21 protein-coding genes are annotated in these 22,897 nt (G+C 65.3%); 15 read left to right on the top strand and 6 right to left on the bottom strand.

What is annotated here, in order from left to right; genetic code table 11:
• Positions 1 to 14 precede the first annotated feature (14 nt).
• From H578_RS12095 to rplL, 5 genes are all read left to right on the top strand, one after another.
• Positions 15 to 863: an ABC transporter ATP-binding protein gene (locus H578_RS12095; protein WP_022871680.1), complete on the top strand. Its 849-nt coding sequence runs from the start codon at positions 15 to 17 to the stop codon at positions 861 to 863.
• The gene (locus H578_RS12100; RefSeq protein ID WP_022871681.1) at positions 860 to 2,191 is read left to right on the top strand and encodes an NtaA/DmoA family FMN-dependent monooxygenase; all 1,332 of its coding nucleotides are present in this window, start codon (positions 860 to 862) and stop codon (positions 2,189 to 2,191) included. The genes H578_RS12095 and H578_RS12100 overlap by 4 nt, the downstream gene beginning before the upstream one ends.
• 120 nt (positions 2,192 to 2,311) lie before the next feature.
• Positions 2,312 to 3,517, top strand: coding sequence for a pyridoxal phosphate-dependent aminotransferase (locus tag H578_RS0100125; protein WP_022871682.1), 1,206 nt, complete (start codon positions 2,312 to 2,314; stop codon positions 3,515 to 3,517).
• A 333-nt stretch (positions 3,518 to 3,850) separates the two neighbouring features.
• On the top strand, positions 3,851 to 4,372 hold the full coding sequence (gene rplJ, locus H578_RS0100130) for a 50S ribosomal protein L10 (RefSeq protein WP_022871683.1): 522 nt from the start codon (positions 3,851 to 3,853) through the stop codon (positions 4,370 to 4,372).
• 81 nt (positions 4,373 to 4,453) lie between these two features.
• Positions 4,454 to 4,843: a 50S ribosomal protein L7/L12 gene (gene rplL / locus H578_RS0100135; RefSeq protein WP_022871684.1), complete on the top strand. Its 390-nt coding sequence runs from the start codon at positions 4,454 to 4,456 to the stop codon at positions 4,841 to 4,843.
• A gap of 109 nt (positions 4,844 to 4,952) precedes the next feature.
• On the opposite strand, the gene H578_RS0100140 is transcribed toward rplL, so the two are convergent.
• Both H578_RS0100140 and H578_RS0100145 read right to left on the bottom strand, forming a co-directional pair.
• Entirely contained in the window at positions 4,953 to 5,384 is a 432-nt protein-coding gene (locus tag H578_RS0100140) for a hypothetical protein (RefSeq protein ID WP_156837145.1), read from the bottom strand.
• Positions 5,381 to 6,790, bottom strand: a complete 1,410-nt coding sequence (locus H578_RS0100145) for a PspC domain-containing protein (protein ID WP_022871686.1) — start codon at positions 6,788 to 6,790, stop codon at positions 5,381 to 5,383. Before H578_RS0100145 ends, H578_RS0100140 begins: the two co-directional genes overlap by 4 nt.
• A 136-nt stretch (positions 6,791 to 6,926) precedes the next feature.
• On the opposite strand from H578_RS0100145, the gene H578_RS12105 reads away from it, so the two are divergent.
• Positions 6,927 to 8,345: an ATP-binding protein gene (locus H578_RS12105; RefSeq protein WP_022871687.1), complete on the top strand. Its 1,419-nt coding sequence runs from the start codon at positions 6,927 to 6,929 to the stop codon at positions 8,343 to 8,345.
• A complete protein-coding gene (locus tag H578_RS0100155; RefSeq protein ID WP_022871688.1) occupies positions 8,342 to 9,025 on the top strand; it encodes a LuxR C-terminal-related transcriptional regulator in 684 nt (227 codons plus the stop codon). The genes H578_RS12105 and H578_RS0100155 overlap by 4 nt, the downstream gene beginning before the upstream one ends.
• A gap of 31 nt (positions 9,026 to 9,056) precedes the next feature.
• Here H578_RS0100155 and H578_RS0100160 read toward each other — a convergent pair whose 3' ends face one another.
• Positions 9,057 to 10,115 (bottom strand): LacI family DNA-binding transcriptional regulator, encoded by a 1,059-nt coding sequence (locus tag H578_RS0100160; protein ID WP_051130720.1) that lies wholly within the window; start codon positions 10,113 to 10,115, stop codon positions 9,057 to 9,059.
• A gap of 232 nt (positions 10,116 to 10,347) precedes the next feature.
• On the opposite strand from H578_RS0100160, the gene H578_RS12110 reads away from it, so the two are divergent.
• The 8 genes from H578_RS12110 (at position 10,348) to H578_RS15810 (ending at position 18,678) form a co-directional block, all read left to right on the top strand.
• A complete protein-coding gene (locus tag H578_RS12110; RefSeq protein ID WP_022871689.1) occupies positions 10,348 to 11,997 on the top strand; it encodes an HAD family hydrolase in 1,650 nt (549 codons plus the stop codon).
• Between the two features lie 325 nt (positions 11,998 to 12,322).
• Positions 12,323 to 12,715 (top strand): type 2 periplasmic-binding domain-containing protein, encoded by a 393-nt coding sequence (locus H578_RS16515; protein ID WP_245554853.1) that lies wholly within the window; start codon positions 12,323 to 12,325, stop codon positions 12,713 to 12,715.
• Positions 12,715 to 13,482 carry an extracellular solute-binding protein gene (locus H578_RS15190; RefSeq protein ID WP_245554855.1) on the top strand — a complete coding sequence of 256 codons (768 nt, stop codon included), beginning with the start codon at positions 12,715 to 12,717 and terminating at the stop codon, positions 13,480 to 13,482. The genes H578_RS16515 and H578_RS15190 overlap by 1 nt, the downstream gene beginning before the upstream one ends.
• The gene (locus tag H578_RS0100175; RefSeq protein WP_022871690.1) at positions 13,479 to 14,495 is read left to right on the top strand and encodes an ABC transporter ATP-binding protein; all 1,017 of its coding nucleotides are present in this window, start codon (positions 13,479 to 13,481) and stop codon (positions 14,493 to 14,495) included. Before H578_RS15190 ends, H578_RS0100175 begins: the two co-directional genes overlap by 4 nt.
• Positions 14,492 to 16,306, top strand: a complete 1,815-nt coding sequence (locus H578_RS0100180; protein WP_028463773.1) for an ABC transporter permease — start codon at positions 14,492 to 14,494, stop codon at positions 16,304 to 16,306. Before H578_RS0100175 ends, H578_RS0100180 begins: the two co-directional genes overlap by 4 nt.
• Positions 16,307 to 16,308: 2 nt before the next feature.
• A complete protein-coding gene (locus H578_RS12120; protein ID WP_051130721.1) occupies positions 16,309 to 17,361 on the top strand; it encodes a LacI family DNA-binding transcriptional regulator in 1,053 nt (350 codons plus the stop codon).
• A gap of 20 nt (positions 17,362 to 17,381) precedes the next feature.
• Positions 17,382 to 18,332, top strand: coding sequence for a phosphodiesterase (locus H578_RS0100190; protein ID WP_022871693.1), 951 nt, complete (start codon positions 17,382 to 17,384; stop codon positions 18,330 to 18,332).
• Positions 18,333 to 18,486: 154 nt separating this feature from the next.
• Positions 18,487 to 18,678 (top strand): hypothetical protein, encoded by a 192-nt coding sequence (locus H578_RS15810; protein ID WP_022871694.1) that lies wholly within the window; start codon positions 18,487 to 18,489, stop codon positions 18,676 to 18,678.
• Here H578_RS15810 and H578_RS0100200 read toward each other — a convergent pair.
• The 3 genes from H578_RS0100200 to H578_RS0100210 are packed head-to-tail and all read right to left on the bottom strand — an operon-like array spanning position 18,659 to position 22,894.
• Positions 18,659 to 20,734 carry a dipeptide ABC transporter ATP-binding protein gene (locus H578_RS0100200; RefSeq protein WP_022871695.1) on the bottom strand — a complete coding sequence of 692 codons (2,076 nt, stop codon included), beginning with the start codon at positions 20,732 to 20,734 and terminating at the stop codon, positions 18,659 to 18,661. The two genes, H578_RS15810 and H578_RS0100200, sit on opposite strands and share 20 nt — an antisense overlap.
• On the bottom strand, positions 20,731 to 21,876 hold the full coding sequence (locus tag H578_RS12125) for an ABC transporter permease (RefSeq protein WP_022871696.1): 1,146 nt from the start codon (positions 21,874 to 21,876) through the stop codon (positions 20,731 to 20,733). Before H578_RS12125 ends, H578_RS0100200 begins: the two co-directional genes overlap by 4 nt.
• Before the next feature lie 13 nt (positions 21,877 to 21,889).
• A complete protein-coding gene (locus H578_RS0100210; protein WP_022871697.1) occupies positions 21,890 to 22,894 on the bottom strand; it encodes an ABC transporter permease in 1,005 nt (334 codons plus the stop codon).
• Positions 22,895 to 22,897: the final 3 nt, after the last annotated feature.

The following is a 22,897-nucleotide window of genomic DNA, read 5'->3' on the forward strand; positions in this document are numbered from 1 at the left end:
ACACAGGAGACACAGTGACACAACGAGTAGACGAGGTATCTTCTCCGCTGCGGGCGGAACAGCTGAGCGCCTCATATGAGCAGCGACGAATCATCGACCAACTGGATCTGGACATCCCGGCAGGAAAGATCACCGCAGTCATCGGACCCAACGCCTGCGGGAAATCGACTCTGCTGCGGACAGTTTCGCGGCTCCTGAAACCGGACTCCGGACAGGTGGTGCTCAACGGGAGGAATATTGCTGAATACAGCACGAAAGAAGTGGCCCGACAGCTAGGCCTGTTGCCCCAGTCGTCACTCGCTCCCGGCGGCATCACCGTAGGGGATCTCGTGGCGCGAGGACGCTTCCCCCACCAGCGAGCACTGCAGCAATGGTCAATTGAAGACGAGGAAAAGGTCGCCCTGGCGCTGCGAGACACCCACCTGCAGGAACTTGCCGACCGTCCTGTTGACGAACTCTCCGGTGGTCAGCGCCAGCGGGTATGGATCGCCTTGGTGTTAGCTCAGGACACCGATCTGCTGTTGCTCGATGAGCCGACGACGTTCTTAGACATCTCCCATCAGCTGGACGTTTTGCAGCTGTGCCGCCGGCTCAATCGGGAGCGCGGGCGCACCGTCGTCCTCGTGCTGCACGAGCTGAACCAGGCCTGTCGGTTCGCCGACCACCTGGTGGTGATGTCGGAGGGCAGGGTGGTCGCCGCCGGGGCACCGAAAGCGATCATCAGCGAGCCGCTGATCGAGCAGGTCTACGGGCTCAGCTGCCGCGTGCTGCCCGACCCGGTTTTCGGCACCCCCATGATCATTCCCATCGGCAGCCTCATCACCGATCCCATCACCCCCGCGGCGAGGGAGACCACACCATGAGACAGCCCCTTCATATCGGTCTTTCCATCTCGCCGACCTGGCTTCGCGGCGCTTCCTGGCGCCGCACCGACAGCGAGGCGGAACAGATGCACACCCTCAGCTTTGTCCGCCGGGCTGCTGAGATGGCCGAGCAGGCCCACTTGGACTTCCTCTTCCGTGCCGACTCACTGTTCCTGAATCCACAGGCACTGGCCTCAAGTCCGGGCTTCAGCAGCACGGATCCGACTGTTCAGCTGGCCGCCTTGGCTGCGGTGACCGAACGCATCGGCCTGGTGACTACAGCGTCGTCAACCTTCTATGATCCGTATCTGCTGGCACGCCAGCTGATGTCGCTGCACTGGATGAGCGAGGGCCGAGCCGGCTGGAATCTGGTCACCTCGTTGGACGGGGCAGAGAACTTCAGTCAACAATCCATGCCGACCGCCGAGGCGCGCTACGATCGGGCCGAAAGCTTTCTGCAGCTGGTGAGGCAGTTGTGGGAGACCTATCCCGCTGAGGCCGTGACGGTTGATCGGCAGGCCGGACGCTACGCAGATCCCGGCCTCATCCGCAGTATGCCGGAACCGCTGGGGGAGTTCGACGTGGCCGGTCCGCTCACCGTCCCACAGCACCCTGCCGGCTCACCACCGATCTTCCAAGCAGGGGCTTCTGAACGAGGGCGTGAGTTTGCGGCGGTCCATGCTGATGCGGTCTTTGCCTCCGCTCCGACGCTTCAGGAAGCAGCAGGGCTGCGCGCAGAACTACGAGCACGAGCAGAGCGAGCTGGGCGAACGCCTGAGGCAGTGCGCCTGCTGCCAGGGCTTGTCCTGGTGCTGGCTGAGACTGCTGAGCAGGCTCAGGACATCCATGAGGCGGGAAAAGAGCCGATCTCTGACTCAGCACGCATTGCGCGCCTCTCCAGGGTAATCGGGGCGGACCTGTCGGACCTGGAGTTGGCCCAGAGAATTCCGGAGAGCGTTCTGCAGAAGATATCGCAGACGCCCCGCAGCAGAACCCATCAGCAGTTGGTGCTGCGGCTCATCCGCGCCGAACAGCCCACGCTTCGTGAGCTGCTGCGCTCTCCGGTCGGCAGTCCATCAGCGCATTGGCAGGTAGTGGGCACCCCTGCCCAAGCTGCTACGGAGATCGGCCGGTGGCAGGACGCCGGGGCGATCGACGGCGTCGTCGCACTCCCCAGCGGATCGTGGAGGAGTGTGGAGCTGTTCTGTCGCGAGGTCATCCCCCAGCTGGTGGCCGAGGGGAGATTCCGCTCTGACTACACCGGCACCACCCTGGCCGACCATCTTGGCCTGCATCTGCCGCGCGAGCCAGGCGCTGATCGAAGGTGACCAGCGCACATTCGAAGTGCCGGGTCAGGAGAAGATAGCCGGGGATCCCTTGCTGAGGCGCCGTGGTCAGCCTGTCTGGGCCCTGGTCCAGTGATGAGGGCAGGCGATAGGGTGGTGGGCATGACTTCTCCCTCCTCACGAGTCTCTCAGCGCATCGGATCCATTGCCGAGTCAGCCACCATGGCGGTGGACGCGAAAGCCAAGGCGCTCAAGGCCGCCGGTGAGGATGTCATCGGTTTCGGGGCCGGGGAGCCCGATTTCCCCACGCCTGAGCACATCGTCGAAGCCGCCGCAGCAGCTACGCGGGACCCCAAGAACCACCGGTACACCCCCGCTGCAGGGCTGCCTGAACTGCGCGAAGTCATCGCGGAGAAAACCACCCGCGATTCCGGGTACCAGGCTGAAGCATCCCAGGTGTTGGTCACCAATGGCGGAAAACAGGCCGTCTATGCCTCCCTCGCCGCACTGGTCAACCCCGGTGACGAAGTGCTCGTACCAGCTCCCTACTGGACCACCTACCCCGAGGCCATCAAACTCGCCGGTGGGGTGCCCCGCGACGTGTTCGCCGGACCCGAGCAGGACTACAAAGTCACCATCGACCAGCTCGAGGCAGCGCGCACCGAGCGCACCACGGCCATGCTCTTCGTCTCCCCTTCGAACCCCACCGGCTCGGTCTACTCCCCGGAGGAAACCGCAGCCATCGGTCGGTGGGCTGCAGAGCAGGGCCTCTGGGTCATCACCGACGAGATCTACGAAAAACTCACCTACGACGGCACCCCCTTCACATCTATCGCCTCCATTCCGGAGCTGGCGGAGCAGGTCGTGATCCTCTCCGGGGTTGCCAAAACCTACGCCATGACCGGCTGGCGTGTGGGATGGATGGTCGGCCCCGCCGACATCGTCAAGGCCGCCACCACGCTGCAGACGCACCTGACGTCCAATGTGGCCAATGTCTCCCAGCGTGCGGCTCTTGCGGCACTGACCGGGCCCAGTGAACCCATTGAGAACATGCGTGAAGCGTTCGATCGTCGACGCACCACCATCGTGAGCAAACTCAATGAGATCGCCGGGTTCTCCACCCCCACCCCCAAAGGCGCCTTTTACGCCTACCCCGACGTTCGCCAAGCCCTCGGCCGGGACATCGCCGGACGCACTCCGACGACGTCGGCAGAACTCGCCGAAATCATCCTCGAAGAAGCCAAAGTCGCCGTCGTCCCCGGGGAAGCCTTCGGTCCCAGTGGATACCTGCGGCTGAGCTACGCATTGGGAGACGAGGACCTCGTCCGGGGCGTCGAACGTATCCGTGACCTACTCGGCAGCGCATAGCTGACCCCCATACCGGCTGCGCATTTGGTGCGCACCCCGGGTGCAGTGTACGGTAGACGCTGACCAAAGACCGCCGGTCGCTGAAGCCGTGCGCACTCCAGTTGGCGCTGAAGTGCGCGGTCACCGGGGCACCGCCCCGGAGTACGGCTCAGCTGTAAAGACCCTCCCGGGCGACCTGCGCAGGTGAGATAAGAGCCAACTGCACGTGATGCGAAGCCGGTGAACCGGCGTCGTCGTCATTTTTGTGAAGCCCTGTCTGCCCTGCGCAACGGGGCTTTTTCTATGCCCCAAGCACCCGGGAGCCTGGCCGGCCTGACAGATGTAAGGAGTGCCATGGCGAATCCTGAGAAGGCCGCTGCGGTTGAGGAATTGAAGACTCTCTTCAACAACTCAACAGCGGCAGTGCTCACGGAGTACCGCGGCCTCACCGTGGACGAGCTGCAGACCCTGCGTCGCTCCGTGCGTGAGAACGCAACCTACGCCGTGGTGAAGAACACGCTGACCGAGATCGCGGCCAAGGAAGTCGGCATCGACGCCTTCGACGGCAAGATGTCCGGTCCCTCCGCGATTGCTTTCGTCCACGGTGACCCCGTGGACGTGGCCAAGGCGCTGCGTGACTTCGCCAAGGACAACCCCGAGCTCATCGTCAAGGGCGGCTACATGGATGGTCAGCCCCTCGATGAGGACGGAGTGAAGAAACTCGCGGATCTCGAATCCCGTGAGGTTCTGCTCGGCAAGCTGGCAGGTGCCTTCATCGGCGCCCAGTCCAAGGCTGCCGCTGTCTTCCAGGCACCGCTGTCCAAGACCGTCCGCACGGTTGAGGCACTGCGGGCCAAGCAGGAAGAGGCTGCCTGAGCTTCAGGCGACACACCATGATCCGCGGGCGCTGAGACGTTCAGCGCTGCTACGTAAGACCCAGGAAAAGGAGCCACCCCAATGGCCAAGCTGAGCAACGAAGAGCTGCTGGAGCAGTTCAAAGAGATGTCGCTGATCGAGCTCTCCGAGTTCGTGAAGCTCTTCGAGGAGACCTTCGACGTGACCGCTGCAGCCCCGGTTGCCGCAGCTGCAGCCCCCGCTGCCGGCGGTGACGGCGGCGGCGAGGCTGCTGAAGAGCAGACCGAGTTCGACGTCATTCTCGAGTCCGCCGGTGACAAGAAGATCGGCGTCATCAAGGAGGTGCGCGGCCTGACCTCCCTCGGACTGAAGGAAGCCAAGGAGCTGGTCGACGGCGCACCGAAGCCGGTTCTCGAAGGCGTCGACAAGGAAGCTGCCGAGAAGGCCAAGGAGGCCCTCGAAGGTGCTGGCGCTTCCGTCACCCTGAAGTAAGAGCCGATCACGCTCTGACAGAGAAGAGCCCCGGAGGAAATCCCCTCCGGGGCTCTTCTCTGTGTTCTCTCAGAAATGGGACAGGTCACCCGCAGGGGGACGCACAGCGTCAGAGTCTGGCTCCCGGTTTGGGTCGCAGCCCCGCCGCCACCAGCGTCACCCCCGCCAGGGTGCACACCGCCAACGCGATGAACAGCGGGTCAATGGTGATCCCGAACGCCACGGTGACCAGCACCCACCAGGCCAACAGCAAGCAGGCCCCACCCACGATGAGCGGCCCCAACCGGACACCGCGGCTCTGCTGAGCGGCCGGGGACGGCGCCGGTGCGGTGTGCAGGGTCCCGGTCTGCTCCGCCCGCTCCCACCACCGGGGTCGGCGCTGCGGTTCCTTCCAGGAGAACGCATCCTCGGTTTCAGCCCGCAGCGACTCCGACAGCAGCGCGTCCACATCCTCCGGCTCCGGCACTGTGGGTGGAACCGAAGACCCCGCCGCCCGCTGCGTGGCGTCAGGACCGTCGCTAGGGTGTGTTGGCTGAGTCATCGTGTCTCCCGGTAGGTGGTTTCGTCGTAAATAGTCACATTGCCGAAAGCCGCATTGACCTCCAGCTCGATGGTGCCGCGGAAATCCTCCGGACCGAAGTCAAAACCCTCTGAACTCAGGCCCCGTTCCGCGTGGTCCATGTCCTGGGTGCGGATGCGGATATTGCCCATGGCCTGATCCACGGAGAGGAGCACGGCGGCGTCGTCGGGAACAATCACCACGGTGTTACCGAAGGCGGCGTTGACCTCCACCGACTCGGTGTAATGAAAGTCAGGGTCATCGGCGTCAACACCCTCCGCGTGGGCCAGGCGTTGCGGCAGTTCCGTGAGGTCCACGGTCGTATTGGAGAATGCGGTGTTGACGTCCTCCTCGGTGGAGGTCGTCTCGAAGGTGCCGAAGGCGTGCGTCGGACCACCGATCCCCCCGGAATGCCCGGCGAAGAGAATCAACATTAGCGTGGTCAACGCCACCAGCAGGAACCCCCGGCCCCGGCGACCACGCAACCCGGAGATGATGTGGCTCACCGCCAGGATCGTCACCACACCGGCCAGCGCCAGCAGCACCGCCGCCGAGAGTGAGACCCCCAGGGCGGAGAGCATCATGACTGTGGCGACCAGCACGGGGATCGATAGCAAGATCAGTCCGAACGTCACCATCCGACGACGCCGTTTCGCCGCCCGTTCCTGTGGGGTTTCCGCAGGTGCCACCACAGTGGTGCCAGTGGACGCCTGGGCGGGGTCACCCGAAGGATAGCCACCGCCTGAAGGATAGCCACTGCCCGAAGAGTAGCCACCGTAGGGAGGATGACCACTGGTGGAGCCTTCTTTCGGGTACCAGGGCGGCTTCCCATCCTGCGGCGAGGGCGGAGAATCCGGCCCCCCAGAGTCCCGTCTGCGGGAAGCCGAGCCGGCACCCCGGGCGCCGGAGGCACCTGCGCCAGTGTTCGGCGTCGTGCGTACCAGCAACCATATGATCCACGCGACCACTGCCAGAATCGCCAGATTGACGAAGATCGCAAACCAGCCGGCCACATTCGGGGTGAAGATATTCAGCGCCCCGATACCGGCGAGGATCGCCCCGCCGATGAACCCGCTGGAGTAGTCCCCACCGATGGCGCGCTGGGCGTGGATCCGGCCCTGAGCATCCGGTAAGAACAGCCAGGCCAGCCCGTAGATCAGGGCGGCAGGGGAGAAGAAGAGGATGAAGAGCACGACGCCGATCCCGCGTACCAGGATCGGATCCCACCCGAGCTTCTCGGCCACTCCGGAGAGCACACCGCCCAGCCAGCCGTCAGCGGGGCGGCGCAGGCCGGTCGAACGCATCCAGGAAAAAATGGCGTGGTCGGCGCCTTTCGGCGGGTCCTCTCCGGGGCCCGGGGTCTGTGGCGGGTGATCGGTGTGGCTCATGCCTTCCAGGATGCTCCACCCAGTGAACCGGCGCCATCAGGGACCTCCCTGAGAGGCACCCTGAACCTGCCCCTGCAGGCCCTGGTTCACGCCTGAGACACCGGTCAGGGTCTACCCCGCGTGGCAGGATGGAGCCATGGAGACCACCCCCACCGGTCACCCCGGGCCTGCTGGAGTGCAGCGTCCCCCGCTGCGGCGTGGCCAACCGGCGCCGGTGGCCGGGGTCTGTCTGGGGCTCTCCCGGCACCTGGGGGTCTCCGTTCCGTTGGTGCGGGTCACCATGATCCTGCTGACTCTCGCCGGCGGGGTGGGCATCCTGCTCTACCTGTGGTTGTGGATCTTTGTACCTAGCGAGCGTGAGCCCACTCCGGAAGCTGCTGTGCGCGGGCTGAGCGGCCCCGCCGTTGGGCCGGTGGGCCCGCCGAAGCCGACCGGAACCGACGACGACGCCGGCACCGGGCGGGCCAAGAGCCTCCTTGATGCGCTGACCAGCTCCCCTGAGGTGCTCCTGGGCTGGCTGTTATTGGCCGTGAGTGCGTTGATGGTCGCCCAGATCATCGGCGTCGGCATCGACTGGCGGCTGGTGCTGACCCCAGTGGTGATCCTCATCGGGGTGCTGTTAGCGTGGTCGCAACTGGACCGGGCAGGCCCGGAGCGCATCGGCCGCGGTGAAGACGGCCGCCCTACCGCTGCGCTATGGCAGGTCGCCGCCGGGGCAGGGCTGGTCCTACTGGCGGTGCTCATCATCGCCTCCGGACTCGTTGACACCCCGGACCTGGCTGTGGGCCTGACCGTGGCGGCGATGCTGCTGGCCGGACTTGCCTTGGTGGTTGCTCCGTGGCTCATCAAGCTCTACCGCACCTCGCAGATCGAGCGTGCCCGTGCCGCCGCGGAAGCTGAACGAGCTGATATCGCCGCGCACCTGCACGATTCGGTGCTCCAGACCCTAGCGATGATTCAGAAGCAGCGCGCTGACCCCTCCGCGGTGGAACGGCTGGCTCGCAGTCAGGAACGCCAGCTGCGGACCTGGCTGTACCGGCAGAACGCCCAAGCCACCGGCACGTTGAAAGACCAGTTGCTCGCTACGGCGGCGGAATTAGAGGAGATGCACGCGGTCCCGGTGGAAGTAGTCACCGTCGGTGAATCGCAGCGCAGCGACCACACACCTCTGGTGGCTGCAGCCCGCGAGGCCATTCTCAATGCCATCAAGCACGCCGGTCCGGCCTCGGTCTACGTCGAATCTAACGACCGTGAAGACGCCGTGTTCGTCCGTGACCGAGGGGAGGGATTCGACGTCGAGGCCATCGACGAGGACCGGCTCGGCGTCCGCGAATCGATCATCGGCCGGATGCACCGCGCCGGAGGCCGGGCGCACATCCGCTCGACAGGCCGCGGCACCGAAGTCCAGCTCTTCCTCCCAGTGGAGGAGCCGACGTCGTCGGCAACGGGAGAGTCAGGTGGTGCCGAACCGGGAGCTACGGAACCGGGAGCTACGGAACCGGGGGGCGGAGGATCGGAGCAGGACCACGACGTACCGGAGGAACGCGCCGCATGACCACAGTCCCCACCCCGCACACTGTGCCGGCACGACGCCGTGTGGTCATCGTTGACGACCACGCGATCTTCCGTGCCGGGTTGCGGGCCGAGCTCGCCGACCGGGTCGACGTTCTCGCCGAAGCCCACGACGTCGAATCTGCCATTGCCGCGGTGCGTGAACACAACCCCGAGGTTGTGCTGCTCGATGTGCATCTACCCGGTGGGACCGGTGGAGGAGGGGCCGAGGTCGTCACCGGGTGCCGGGACCTGCTTCAGGAGGTGACGTTTCTGGCGATCAGCGTCTCCGACGAGGCCTCCGACGTCGTCTCCGTCATTCGTGCCGGCGCCCGGGGCTATGTCACCAAAACGATCAGTTCCGAAGAGCTGCTGCAAGCCATCGACGCCGTCGCCTCCGGGGATGCGGTTTTCTCCCCGCGGTTGGCCGGGTTCGTCCTTGACGCCTTCGGGACCTCAGCGGTGGCTGAGGATGTCCGCGATGAAGAACTCGACCGCCTCTCCGCCCGGGAAGTGGAAGTCATGCGGCTCATCGCCCGCGGTTACACCTACCGGGAGATCGCCTCCGAGTTGTTCATTTCCATCAAAACGGTGGAGACCCACGTCTCCAAGGTGCTGCGGAAACTGCAGCTCTCCTCCCGGCACGAACTGACCCGGTGGGCCGAACAACGCCGGATCATCTAGATGATCTAGCCGGGCGGGAACTCAGCACCGGCTAGGTGTGCTGCAGCGCCGGGCTGGTCGTGGACCCCCGCACCACCAACGACGGCGCCACGGTGAGGTGCTTGTCCTCGGTGCGCCCACCGAGCCGCTCGAAGAGCATATTCAGCGCCATGTGGCCCATCTTCACCCTAGGCTGATCCACACTGGTCAGCTGCGGGCGCAACATCCGGCACACACTGGAGTTATCATAGCCGACGATGCTCAGCTGCTCCGGCAGCCGGACACCAGCGTCGATGCAGGCACCCACCAGCTCTGCGGCGATCCGATCATTCTGGGTGAACACCGCCGTGGGGGCTGCCACCTCCTGCCGCACTTGGAAGACCAGGTACTTAATGGCCGCCTGCAGCTGGTCCGGTCCCTCCACCTGCGGCTCGACCTCCGGCCACAGGCTGCGCATCATCTGCCGGAACGCCCGGCGTCGCTGCATCGCAGCAGGACCCGTAGACCCGGTCAGATGCGCGATCCGGGTGTGCCCCAGTTCCACCAGATGCTCTACTGCGGCCCGAGCACCGATCTCATCCTGGTTAGCCACCGAGTCCAGTCCCGGCACATGCTGAGGCAGCCGACCCACAACCACCAGCGGAACCCGGCGGGCCACCTGATCCAAGTAAGCCGGCGGCACCCAGGCACTGATGATGACCACCCCCTCCACACCGAGGGCCAGCAAGGAATCAAGCTCCGCCTGCAGACGCTTCTGGTCCCGACGGCCGTGCCCGATGACCAGGCGCAGGTCGTGCTCAGCCGCGGCGTCTTCCACCCCGGCGGTGACATCCCGGTGGTAGCTGTTCCCTAGGTCCTGCAGCAACACCCCGACCAACCCGGTGCGCCCCTGCACCAGGGATCGGGCCCACACATTGGACCGGTACCCCAGCTCCTGGGCCACCGCCAGGATGTGTTCCCGGGTGGCCTCGGAGACGCCTTTCTGGTTGCGGATGGCCAAAGAGACTGCGGACTTGGAGACTCCAGCGGCCTTGGCGACGTCGTGGATCGTGGGACTTCGATCGCTGCGGCGCCGACGTCGGGCGACTCCGGAGGTTGACGAGGCAGACATATCAGGCGGCGGTTCTTCCGGTCTAAGGGGCGGTGAGCTGGGGATTCATTGCCCACAGTAGAGGCGCGCAGGCGGTAAAACCGCTCCGGCTCAACCGTTCCAGTGAAGTGTCATGGAACGTTCCAGAGCTGTTAACCTCGCGTGCCCCAAAACGTCACCGGGTGTTCGTACTTTCGCCCAGTACTCACCGAAGACCCCCACCCCCACCGACGCGAAGGACGCACCTGTGACGATGACTCTGAAGACCCCGGCAGCCTTGCACCGAGCACCCCGGGCGCTGCTGCTGGACTTTGGGGGAGTGATCGTGCGCACCGCTCGACGCACCCAGGGGCGGGCAGAGTTCGCCGCAGACCTCAGCCAGCGGCTAGCCGCCACGGGAGTGAAGGTCTCCGCCGAGCGGATCGAAGCCTGCCTCACAGCCGGCGCCACGGCGCTAAAACACTGGAAGCATGCTGCTTCCCGCCGCCGCGAGCCCCGCGAACTGGATGTCACCGAAATCCTCGGTGACTTCTACTTCGGTGATCTGCCGGACCCGGCGCGGGCTGTGCTCACCGGCTGGGGCGCCGAACTGCTCGATGAGATGTCCACCGCCTTAACCGACCACCTGCTGCGCGAAGGGGCCGCCGAACTCATCGACTACGCTCGCACCGCCGGGATCGCCCTGGGTATCGTCTCCAATGCTCACGCCGGGCGGGCTCACCGCCGGATCCTCGCTGAGCTCGGGCTCGATGCGGCGTTCGGGGTGCAGATCTACTCCGATGAGGCCGGCATTCGCAAACCACACCCGCAGATGTTGCAGCGGGCGTCCACCGCACTCGGTGTGGAGCTGGCTGAGTGCTGGTACGTCGGTGACACCCTGGACCGGGATCTGGTGGCCGGGCGCCGGGCCGGAGTGGGGGCCGTGGTGTTGACCCGCTCCCAGCACACTGACGAGCCCCCTTTCCTGGTGGACTCCGCCCCTGAAGCGGTCGTTGAAACCCCGGCCCAATTGCTCACCATCCTGCGCGACGCCGTGGACCATGCCCCGGTGGAAGCAGAACCAGGGACCACCGACGACGCCGAAGCAGCAAGTCCTCAGCTCACCCGGCACCCCGGGGGCACCTTGGACTCACCAGCCCTGCTGCAACACACCCACCGGGCGATCCTGCTCGATCACGGCGGGGTGGTCTCCGCGACAACCGCACCGCAGCAGCCCTTCGCTGAGGCCGCAGAGGCCGTTGAGGCGGTGCTGGCTCGGGCCGGATGCCCGGTCGCCCCTGGTGCGGGCCTGCGCATCATCCGCGGCGCACACCAGCAGTACAAGGTGCACAAGAAGCGCCAAGACGAGCTTGAGCTGTTCGGGGAGATTACCGCCGGACAGTACTGGGGCGAGTTCACAGCCGCGGAGGTCACCGAACAGCAGCGTCAAGCGCTGCGCGCCGAAGCCGGGCGGCTACAGCTGGCGCTGTACCGGTCAAAGTCGGTCAAGACCGAACGTCCGGGGATCCGTCAGCTGCTGGAGTACTGCACGCAGACCTCCCGACGGGTCGTCATCGTCTCCAACACGATCTGCGGGCTCGGGGTGCGCAGTATCATCCGTGGCTACGGCTTGGAAGAACACATCCACGCCTGGGTCTGCTCTGATGAGTTTGGGTGGAAGAAGCCCCACCGCAGCATCTTCGACTATGCCCTGCGTGCCGCCGGGGTCGCTGCCGAGCATGCGGTGATGGTCGGGGATAAGCCTTACAACGACGCCTACGGCGCCCAGGGTGTCGGGGTGGCTCGGCGGATCATCACCCGGGGTGGTTCGGGTGAGGAGGATGAGATCACCCAGGGGTTGAAGACGGGGTGGGTAACCGACGTCGTCGATCACCCCGGTCAGATCCCCGCGCTGCTCAGCTGAGCGCGTCCGACCCTTCCTGGCCACCGTGTCTGGACCGGTCCCCCTCCGCTCCTCCTGAGTTAAACGCGCCTGCATTCTTCTAACCTCCGCGGCTTTGTCGAAACACCGCGGCATATATCCCGCTGAGCTTCGACAATCCCGCGGAGGGTTGGGCAGAGAGTCAACAGACGACGTCGGACTCTTCGCTCAGAGTTCATGTTCAGTTCACCTGTTTCTTCCTTCGGCGTCATCTGCTGATCCCAGTGTGGACGCGTGCGGGAGCGCTCCCGCACAGTGCGTCACCTCCGCGTTCCGCTTGCACCCACCTGAAGAGAAGGACTCCCTGATGACCTACCCATTTCCCCGCACCGGCGCAGTCACCACGGCCGCCGGTCTGGCCGCCCTGCTGGCCCTGACCGCGTGTGGCAACGGCAACGGCAGCACCGATGACAATGACGACGCCGGCAACGACACAGCAGCCGCCGACACCACCGGCGACGAGCCCGTCGAGGTCAGCGACGGCACCCTGGTCGTTTACACGAACTCCGATGCCCACAGCAACGCCGAGGGCCAGCAGTCGGCCGACTGGCTGACTGAGCAGGCCGCCGAGGAAGGCTTCGACATCGAAGTCGTCGGCATCGGAGGCGGAGACCTGACCAACCGGCTCATCGCCGAGGCAGGCAACCCGGTGGCCGACGTCGTCTTCGGGCTCAACCACGTGTGTTCTTCTCCCAGTTAGTGGCTGAAGACGTCGTGGTGCCCTACACCCCCGAATGGGCTGACGACGTCGCCGACCCCGCCCTGGGCGACCCCTCCGGTGAGGGCTACTTCCACCCCATCGTCCAGCAGGGCATCCCCCTGGTGTACAACCTTGAGGCAATCAGCGAGGACGAAGCCCCCAGCGACTGGATGGACCTCTGGCAGGATGAGCAGTTCCACGGCCGCTACGAGTCGGTCACGGACCTCGGCGGCGCCACCACACAGATGGTCTTCTCCGGGATCCTGACCCGCTACCAAGACTCCGACGGCGACCTCGGCATCTCCGAGGAGGGCTGGGAGCAGGTTGAGCTGTACTTTGAGCACGGCAACCCCGCCGAACCGGAAACCGACGCCTGGGTACGCATGGCCGATGGCACCATCGACATGGCCCAGCAGCCGGGCACCTCTTCGATCTACAACCGCCAAGAGGAATACGGCATCGAGGTCGGCATGATGGAGCCGGAAGTCGGCATCCCCTTCGCGGTGGAACAGGTCGCCATGGTCAACGGCACCGACTACCAGGACGAGGTCCAGGACTTCATCGACTGGTTCGGCAGCGCTGAGACCCAGGCAGCCTGGAGCGAGAACTTCGGCTCCATGCCCGCGGTGCAGGGAGCCATCGATGAGGCCGACGACGAGATCGTCGAACTCCACGAAAACCTCCAGATCCAGGACATCGACTGGGACTTCGTCGCCGAGAACCTTCCCGCCTGGATCGAAACGATCGAGCTCGAGTACCTGCAGTGATTCGCTACGAAAACATCGAGGTCCGGTTCGGTGACTTCACCGCGATCCCGGACCTCAGCCTCGAGGTGGCCGAGGGGGAATTCTTCACCCTCCTCGGCCCCTCCGGGTGCGGCAAAACCACCGCTTTGCGGACCCTGGCCGGCTTCGCCCAGCCCACCTGTGGTGAGGTCTACGTCGATGACCGGCGCGTGACCCACCTGCCCAGTGACAAACGACAGGTGGGGATGGTCTTCCAGAACTACGCGCTCTTCCCTTCGATGAACGTCTGGGAGAACATCGCCTTCGGACTGAAGCTACGCCGGCACAGCCGCAGCCAACGCCAAGACCTCGTTGCCGACGTCGCCCGTCGGGTCGACCTCACTGAAGACCAATTGCAGAAGAACCCTTCCGAACTCTCCGGGGGCCAGCAGCAGCGGGTCGCCATCGCCCGAGCACTGGTGCTACAGCCTAAGATCCTGCTGCTGGACGAACCACTGTCCAATCTGGACGCCAAACTCCGTGGCCAGCTGCGCGGTCAACTTAAAGCCCTGCAATCCGAGTTCGGCATCACCACGCTGTATGTCACCCACGACCAGGACGAAGCGTTGACCATGTCCGACCGCATCGCGGTGTTCAACCGGGGCCGGGTCGAACAGGTCGGAACCCCGCGGGAGATCTACGACAGCTCCGCCACCGAGTTTGTGTGCACCTTCATCGGCGCGGCCACCCACCTCTCAGCAGCACTGACCGAACGGCTCGGCATCAGCACAAGCCACTTAAGCTACCTGCGCCTGGAAAAAGCCCTCCTGGAGACCGCCGGGGCACCCCTGCCGGCCGAATACGCCCGGTTCACCGGCACCGTCCTGGCTGAGTCCTACCACGGCACCCACACCATCTACACCGTGGATGTCCTCGGCGCCGAGCTGAAGATCCTCCAGCGTGAAGACGGTGGGGCTCGCCCGCAGGTCGGTGAACCCGCTGAGGTCGGCATCCATCCCTCCCACGTGCTTAGCTACGCGGAGGGCCCGGCATGAGCTCCTCGATGAAATCCATGCTGCGCTCCCCCTTCGTAGTGGTGAGTCTGCTGATGCTCAGCTGGTTCGTCGTCGCACTCTTGATCTGGCCCAATATCAACCTGCTGTTCGAGACGTTCTTCCCTGACGGCGAATTCTCCGGGCGCGCAGTGGAGCGCATCCTCTCCTCCGACCGGGCCATGCGCTCGCTGTGGAACTCCGTGCTGCTGGCGGTGGCGCTGTCGATCTCCACCAACGTGGTGGGCATCTTCATCGTGCTGGTCACCAAGTACTTCCGCATCCGCGGTGGCCGGATCCTCTGGCTGGGCTACGCCACCACTCTGGTCTACGGCGGCATCATCGTGGCTGCGGCCTACCGGTTCATCTATGGCCACGACGGCATCATCACCGAACTGCTGCTGGAAGTCTTCCCCGGCATGGATCCGAACTGGTTCGAAGGGTTCTTCGCAGTCCTGGTGGTGATGACCTTCGCGACGACGACCAACCACCTGCTCTTCCTCTCCTCGGCCATTGCCAAAGTGGACCAGCAGACCATTGAGGCCGCCAAGAATATGGGCGCCGGGGACTGGACCATCCTGCGCCGAGTGGTGCTACCCACGGTGAAGCCGATGATCTTCGCGATCACCATCCTCAGCTTCCTCACCGGGCTCGGGGCACTTTCGGCTCCCATCGTGCTCGGTGGGCGAGATTTCCAGACCATCGCCCCGATGATCCTCTCCTTCGCCGGCTCACCGCAGTCCAGGGATCTGGCCGCACTCATGGCCCTGGTGCTTGGTCTGGCCACTATCGCAATGCTGGTCTTCCTCACGCGCATGGAGGCCGGTGGCACCTACTTCTCCCTGTCCAAAGTGGCGACCCCACTGGCCAAGCAGAAGATCGCGAACCCGGTGGCTAACGTCGTCGTGCACGTGGCTGCGTACACCCTTTTCGTCATCTATCTGGCTCCGCCGGTGCTCATCGTGCTGTATTCCTTCGTCGATGCGCACAGCATCCAGACCAACGCCTTCGCGGTGCAGAACATGTCCTGGGACAACTACGAACGGGTTCTGACCCAGCCCAACGCGCTGCGGCCGTTTGTCGTCTCGATCACCTACAGCGCCTTGGCCGCCGGGGTCGTCGGGGTGGGCATGCTGGTGGTGGTGCGCATCCTGGTGAAGTACCGCAACGGGATGACCAGTGCGTTTGAATACCTGCTGCACGTGCCGTGGCTGCTGCCCGGAGCGATGATTGCCTTGGGCCTCATCCTCAGCTTCGACGCCCCGAGTCCCCTGCTGTTCAACAACGCGCTCAGCGGCACCCCGCTGATCCTGCTGGTGGCCTATGTCATCATCAAGATTCCCTTCACTCTGCGGCTGATGAAAGCGGCCTTCGCCTCCATCAATCACTCCCTGGAGGAGGCTGCGGTGCTCATGGGTGCCGGCACGTGGACAATTTTCCGCCGCATTCTGCTGCCGGCGGTCCTTCCCGTTGCCGCGGCGGTCTTCGGGTTGAACTTCATCTCCCTGGTGGATGACTACGACACCACCGTCTTCCTCGCTCACCCGCTCTACCAACCGTTAGGGCCGGTCATCCACCAGAACACCCAGTCGACGACCGACCTCAACGCCCGGGCGAATACCTTCGTTTACACGGTGCTCATCATGGTCATTTCCACCGCTGTGATGTGGCTGGTGTACGGACGTGCCACAGGGGGGCCACGGCGTCGTCGTCCGCGAAAAAAGGACACAGCCGACGACGCCGGCCCAGCAGCTGAGCCGGCACGTTTAGTCCGCACTGAGCACGCTTCACTGGTCTCAGCTGGAAGCATGTGAACATGTCTGCAGAGATCAGCCGCACACCGACCATCGACGACGTCGCCTCCGCCGCCGGGGTCTCAAAATCCACTGTTTCCCGGGCGTTGTTAAAGCAGAGCCGGGTCTCGGCGACCACACGGCAGAAGGTGCTCGCCGCCGCTGCGGACTTAGGTTATGTGCCCAATGTGATGGCTTCCGAGTTGGCACAGCACAGTGGCGGAACCATCGGACTGTTGCTGCGTGATGCCTCTAATCCCGCCTATGGACTGCTGTTTACTCTGTTGCACCAGGAGGCCACTGCGGCGGGGCTGCGCGTGGTCTCCACCACGATCGGCTCCGGACCGGGGGGCCGATCCCAGGAGCAGGTAGCTGCCCTGGACTGGCTGATGGGGATGCGAGTTTCCGGGCTCATCGTGGCCACCGGTGGGGTGTTCAGTGAGCAGCTGCAACCCTTCCATGAACGCATCCCCATCCTGCGGGCGGGGCGTCCGGAGGCCACCGGGTACATTCACGCGGTCTCCTACGACGAGCAGCACGCCGGGGAGCAGTTGGGTCGGCTCGTTGCGGAGGCCGGGCACCGCCGTGTCGCGGTGCTGCGCACTGTCCCGGAGGTCTCCTACCCGGAGTATGTCCGGGGCACCGCCATGATCGACGCGCTGACCGAGCGGGGGATCGAACCCGTCGAAGTCGAAGTGACCCCGGAGACCGACGGCATCGCCGAGGCCCTGCACCTGGTTTGCAGCGCCGAGGCCACTGCGGTGATGTGTCCCAATGACATGCGTCAGCTGGCCCTCATTCGAGTCTTCGCCGAGGCCGGGCTGCACGCTCCTCAGGACTACTCGGTCACCGGATACGACGGCGTCACCCCCGGAGTGGACCTGCTCGGGCTGGCGACCTACCGGATTGGGGTCGAGACCCTAGCCCAGCGCACCGTCGCGCACATGAAAACTCTGCTCGCCGAGGAACCCGCGGAACCCATCCGTGAGGTTGTCCGAGGGGAGCTGCTGCCCGGGCGCACGGTCGCACCACCCGGGTCGAGGCAACCCGGGCAGACCGTGCCCACTGACCCCTGATTCGATCCTGAGAGGACCCCGTGACCGCACAGACCAGCACCACCGGCACAGCGACCAGTAGCGCCCAGTCCACGCACCCCCAGACCACCGGGCTGCGAGCCGCCGAGTACCCCCGCGCAGATCACTTCCTGGTGCATATCTCGGACACGCACTTTGTGCCGCCGGGGCAGCGGCTGCACGGTACCGGAGACCCGCGAGCCCGGCTGGAGTCACTGCTGGCCGCACTCACCGACACCGGAGTGGCTCCGGAGGCGCTGGTCATCACCGGGGACCTGGCTGACCGCGGTGAGGAAGCCGCTTATCGGGACCTGCGCGGGGTGCTGGAACCAGCCGCTGAGCACCTGGGGGCGGAGCTGATCTGGGTGATGGGTAACCATGACCATCGGGCGACGATGAAGGAGCAGCTGCTCGGCGTCGTCGGCACCGAGGACCCCGACGACCGAGTCATCATGCTCGGTGGGTTGCGGATCATCGTGCTTGACTCCACGGTCCCCGGTCACGCCCACGGTGAGCTGGAGGATCGCCAACTGGCCTGGTTGCGGGAGGTGCTGGCGGAACCGGCCCCGGAGGGCAGCATCCTGGCGATGCATCACCCCCCGGTGCCCTGTGTGCAGGACCTCGCAGTCACCGTGGAGCTGCGGGACCAGTCGCGGCTGGCACCGGTGCTGGCCGGGACTGATGTGCGCGCCATCCTCGCCGGGCACCTGCATTACAGCACCTCTGCAACCTTTGCGGGGATTCCGGTCTCGGTGGCGGCGGCGACCTGCTATACCCAGGACCTGTTCACCCCCGGACGCGGTACCCGCGGGCGCGACGCTGCCCAGGCGCTCCACTTGGTTCATGTCTATGAGCACACCGTGATGCATTCGGTGGCGCCGTTGCCCGGCGGGGTCACCGTGGGCAAACACGTCGATGCCGAGGTCACCGCGGCGATGCTCGCCGACCAGGGGTTCTACATCCCGGAACGTTAAGCCTGCGGGTCCGTCCGGCTTGCGGGTGCGGGGGCTGTGTGTGAGGCCTGCCGTGCCCGAGGTGGCCCCGTTTCTTTCATACCCTCCGCGGGATTGTCGAAGCTCAGCGGGATATATGCCGCGGTGTTTCGACAAAGCCGCGGAGGTTAGCGGAGTGTGCACCGGGCAGACCGGGCAGACCGAGCAGACCGGGCAGACCGGGCAGACCGGGCAGACCGGGCCGGCTGGGGCACACCGGGGGCGGTGGGCACACCGGGGCCGGCTGGGGCACACCGGGGCGGCGGGGGTGCCGCTTGTTCCGCAGCGGGGCTGCCCGCAGGTGCTGTCTAGCGGGCGACGCCGGTGAGGTCCAACTCCTCGGCGAAGTGGCAGGCCGCCTCCCGCCCGGGGCCCACATCCCGTAGGGCTGGGGTATCGGTCGCGCAGATCTCTTCGGCGAAGCGACACCGGCTGCGGAAGGGGCAGCCCGAGGGCTTCTTGGTGGGGTCAGGTAACTCTCCGGAGATCTCCACCCGCTGCCGGCTGCGCTGGCGCACGGGGTCGGCAATCGGCACCGCCGAAAGCAATGTCTCTGTGTACGGGTGTTTCGGCTCAGCGAACAACGCGGCGGTCGGAGCAGTCTCCACCAGCTTGCCCAGATACATCACTGCCACCCGGTCGGAGAGGTGCTCAACAGTGGACATGTCGTGGGAGATGAACAGGTAGCTTAAGCCCCGGGTGTCCTGCAGCTGACCCATGAGGTCCAATACCTGGGCGCGCACTGAGACATCCAGTGCGGAGACTGCCTCATCGGCCACCAGCACCTGCGGGTCGGTGGCGATGGCCCGGGCAATGCCGATGCGTTGCCGCTGCCCGCCGGAGAAGGCATGCGGGTACCGGTCTAAGTGCCCAGCCTGAAGACCCACCAGCTCGAGCAGCTCCACGAGCCGTTCGTCGGTGATCGGCCTGGAAGTGCCCTGTGCCTCGGGCCGCCGTGCTCCGGTGCCCGAGGTCCGTACAGCCACCTGCTGGTGCCGCAGCGGCTCGGCGAGGATGTCCCGCACCGTCATCCGCGGGTTCAGCGAACCGAACGGGTCCTGGAACACCATGCGCAGTTGCTGACGGTAGGCCCGCAACGAGGCCTCCGGGGCTGCGGCCACCTCAGTGGGCGTTCGGTCGGTCAGCCGCTGGGTTACCGTGCCAGAGCTCGGTTTCTCCACTCGCAGCAGACACTTGGCCAGGGTGGACTTCCCGCATCCGGACTCCCCCACCAGTCCCAGCGTCTCACCGGGCAGGATGTCGAGGTCGACGTCATCGACGGCATGTAATACGTGCCGCGTACGGCCAAGCAGCCCAGACTTCAGGGTGAAGCTGCGGGTCAGCCCGCGCACAGAGATCAGGGGTTCACCGGTCAGCTGCTCGGGTGCCAGTTGCTCGGGTATCCGCTGCTTCGGTGCCTGCTGCTCAGTTGCCAGCTTGTCGACACCCTCGGCATCGGCGCTCTGCGCCCCAGGTGTGGATGGCGCGGTGGCGCGATCAGCGAGGGGCTCAGTGGGCTTGATGCGCAGCTTGGGGGTGGCGGCTAAGAGCATCCGCGTGTAGTCGTGCTCTGGGGCGGCGAAGAGCCGGTGGACCTCTTGGCGTTCAACGATCTGCCCGCTGCGCATCACCGAGACCTCATCGGCCATATCGGCGACGACACCCAGATCGTGGGTGATGAACAGGATCGCCATCTCCCGTTCGGATTGGATGTCCCGCAACAGCTGCAGGATCTGCGCCTGGGTGGTGACATCCAATGCGGTGGTGGGCTCATCGGCAATGAGCAGCCGGGGGCGTCCCGCCAGGGCGATGGCGATCATCGCGCGCTGCCGCATCCCCCCGGACAGTTCAAAGGGGTAGGCCTTGGCGCGTAGCTCCGGGCGGGGGATCTTGACATCGGCCAGGGCGTCCACGGCTGCTTCATAGGCCTCAGCGCGGCTGAGTCCCCGGTGTAAGCGCATCGCCTCGGCGATCTGGAACCCCACGGTGTGCATGGGGGAGAGGCTGCGCGCCGGCTCCTGGAAGATCATGCCGATCTCTCCGCCCCGGATGTGCCGCATCCGCCGGCCACGAGGTTTCAGGGTGGCCAGATCCAGCACCTGACCGTCTGACTGGTGGAACAGTAGTTGCCCGGAGGCGATGCGCCCGGGCGGGTCGAGCAGCCCGAGCGCGGCCCGGGCGGTCTGGGATTTCCCGGAACCGGATTCGCCCACCAGGCAGTGCACCTGCTGCGGGTAGATGGCCATATCGGCGGTGTCCACGGCGGTGACGAGCTTCTCTTCGGTGGGGAATTCCACGGTCAGTCCGCGGATATCCAGCAGCGGGGACGACGACGCCGGCACTGCGGCATCTGCCCCCGTTTCAGTCAGCACAGCTTCACTCACTTGACAGCACCTCCGTAGGGGTCGGCGGCGTCGCGCAGCCCGTCGCCGAGGAAGTTCAGGGACAGGGTGGCGATAACGACTGCCGTCGAAGGGACGATGAGCAGCCAGGGCGCGGTGATGACACTGCGGATGTTCTGCGCCTCTTGCAGCAGCACACCCCAGGAGACCACCGGCGGTTGCAGGCCCAGTCCTAAAAAGCTCAACGACGTCTCGGCCAGGATCATCGCCGGCACTGCCAGGGTCACTGAGGCGATGATGTGGCTAGTGAGCCCGGGAAGGATGTGCCGGCGGATGACCCGGAAGCGGCTGGCCCCGTCGAGCCGGGCGGCGACCACGTAGTCCTCACTGCGCAGGGTCAGTACCCGTCCGCGGACCTCCCGGGCGAGGGAGGTCCAGCCGATCAGCGATAGCAGCACCGTGATCGCAAAGTAGATGGTCAAGGGGCCCCACTCGCGTGGAATCGCTGCGGCCAGTGCCATCCACAGCGGAATCGACGGCAGCGACATGAACAGTTCAGTGATCCGTTGGATGACGGTGTCGACCACCCCGCGGAAGAACCCGGCGGCAGCCCCCAAGGCGATTCCGATGACTAAGGAGAGCACGACGCCGATTAATCCGATCGACATCGACACTTGGGTCCCGTAGATCACCCGGGAGAAGATGTCACGGCCATTGGAGTCACTGCCTAAGAGGAAGAAGGGGGCATCGGCATCCTCCGGGGCGAAGAGCTTCCGGTCCGTGGTGAAGAGTCCGAGGAACTGGTAATCGTGCCCGCTGGAAGCGAAGAACTCCACTTTGTGCAGCTCATCAGGGTCCTCGGTGTAGTACCGGTTCCAGGAGACCTCGTCGATCTCTTGGGTGTAGCCGTGTACATAGAACCCCATGCCGCGGCCGTCGCCGGGGTCGGTGATGGTCACCGACTGCGGCGGGATGAGTGGGTAGTCGGGGTTGTAGTCACCGGCGGGCCGGGGTGCGATCACATCGGCGAAGATCGCGATGAGGTAGACACCGACGATGATCCACAGGGAGACCAGCGCCAGCTTGTGCCGCTTGAACCGCCGCCAGGTCAGAGACGCTGAGGACTTCTGGCCGGTGTCTTTGCCGCGGTCTTCTTCGGGGATGGGACCTTCGATGGTGGTCATACGCTCTCCTTGGTCACTCGGTGGCTCCGGAGTGCTGGCGGCGCACCCGTGGGTCCGCCCAGGCCAACAGCAGATCGGAGATCACCGTGCCGATGACGGTCAGGACTCCGAGGATGAGCAGGAAGCTGCCGGCTAAGTACATGTCCTGGTTACGCAGCGCACCCAGCAGCACCGGCCCGGTCGTGGGCAGGGAGAGCACCGAGGAGACGATGACCTCCCCGGAGATGACTGAGGGGATCGCATAACCCACAGTGGAGATGAACGGGTTCATCGCCGCCCGCACCGGGTAGCGCAGCAGCAGCACATTCTCGCGCTGACCGCGCGCCCGGGCGGCGACAACATAGGGCTGGACCAGTTCGTCGGAGAGGTTGGCCCGGGTGATGCGGATCAACCCGGCCGTGCCGGCGGTGGCGATGATAAGCGCCGGCACGGCCAGGTTCTGCACCAGATCCAGCACCCGGGCCACCGACCAGTCAGCCTCGACGTATTCCGGGGAGAACAGCCCTCCCACGGTCATGCCGAAGAAGGCGAAAGCGATGTACATGAACACCAGGGCCAGCACGAAGTTCGGTACGGAGAGCCCGATAAACCCTAAGAACGTGAAGAAGTAGTCCCCGGCGCTGTAGCGCTTCACCGCGGTGTAGATCCCGATGGCGAAGGCGATGAACCAGGTGAGGATCATCGCCCCGCCGGCCAGCAGGATGGTGAAGGGCAAGTACTCCATGATGACGTCGGTGGCCGGGCGGTTCCATCGGAACGAGTACCCGAAGTCGAACTCGGTGAGGATGCCCCAGATCCAGGTGAAGTACTGGGCGTACCACGGCTGGTCCAGGGCGTAGCGCTCGCGCAGTACGTCAATCTGGGCGGCTGAGAGCCGCCGGCCGTCTTCCTCCGCCTGGGCGATCAACACCGAGACGAAATCCCCTGGGGGCGCCTGGATGATGAAGAAACAGACGATGGAGATCAGCCAGATCGTCAGCAGTGACCAGCCCAGTCTCCGGATCGTGTACTGCAGCATGAG

The sequence above is a fragment of the Nesterenkonia alba DSM 19423 genome (genome assembly GCF_000421745.1).
GTDB lineage: Bacteria > Actinomycetota > Actinomycetes > Actinomycetales > Micrococcaceae > Nesterenkonia > Nesterenkonia alba.

Coding starts and splice junctions, on each gene's coding strand:
- H578_RS12100 (WP_022871681.1), top strand. CDS start 860: ATGAGACAGCCCCTTCATATCGGTCTTTCCATCTCGCCGACCTGGCTT.
- H578_RS0100125 (WP_022871682.1), top strand. CDS start 2,312: ATGACTTCTCCCTCCTCACGAGTCTCTCAGCGCATCGGATCCATTGCC.
- rplJ (WP_022871683.1), top strand. CDS start 3,851: ATGGCGAATCCTGAGAAGGCCGCTGCGGTTGAGGAATTGAAGACTCTC.
- rplL (WP_022871684.1), top strand. CDS start 4,454: ATGGCCAAGCTGAGCAACGAAGAGCTGCTGGAGCAGTTCAAAGAGATG.
- H578_RS0100140 (WP_156837145.1), bottom strand. CDS start 5,384: ATGACTCAGCCAACACACCCTAGCGACGGTCCTGACGCCACGCAGCGG.
- H578_RS0100145 (WP_022871686.1), bottom strand. CDS start 6,790: ATGAGCCACACCGATCACCCGCCACAGACCCCGGGCCCCGGAGAGGAC.
- H578_RS12105 (WP_022871687.1), top strand. CDS start 6,927: ATGGAGACCACCCCCACCGGTCACCCCGGGCCTGCTGGAGTGCAGCGT.
- H578_RS0100155 (WP_022871688.1), top strand. CDS start 8,342: ATGACCACAGTCCCCACCCCGCACACTGTGCCGGCACGACGCCGTGTG.
- H578_RS0100160 (WP_051130720.1), bottom strand. CDS start 10,115: ATGTCTGCCTCGTCAACCTCCGGAGTCGCCCGACGTCGGCGCCGCAGC.
- H578_RS12110 (WP_022871689.1), top strand. CDS start 10,348: ATGACTCTGAAGACCCCGGCAGCCTTGCACCGAGCACCCCGGGCGCTG.
- H578_RS16515 (WP_245554853.1), top strand. CDS start 12,323: ATGACCTACCCATTTCCCCGCACCGGCGCAGTCACCACGGCCGCCGGT.
- H578_RS0100180 (WP_028463773.1), top strand. CDS start 14,492: ATGAGCTCCTCGATGAAATCCATGCTGCGCTCCCCCTTCGTAGTGGTG.
- H578_RS12120 (WP_051130721.1), top strand. CDS start 16,309: ATGTCTGCAGAGATCAGCCGCACACCGACCATCGACGACGTCGCCTCC.
- H578_RS12125 (WP_022871696.1), bottom strand. CDS start 21,876: ATGACCACCATCGAAGGTCCCATCCCCGAAGAAGACCGCGGCAAAGAC.
- H578_RS0100210 (WP_022871697.1), bottom strand. CDS start 22,894: ATGCTGCAGTACACGATCCGGAGACTGGGCTGGTCACTGCTGACGATC.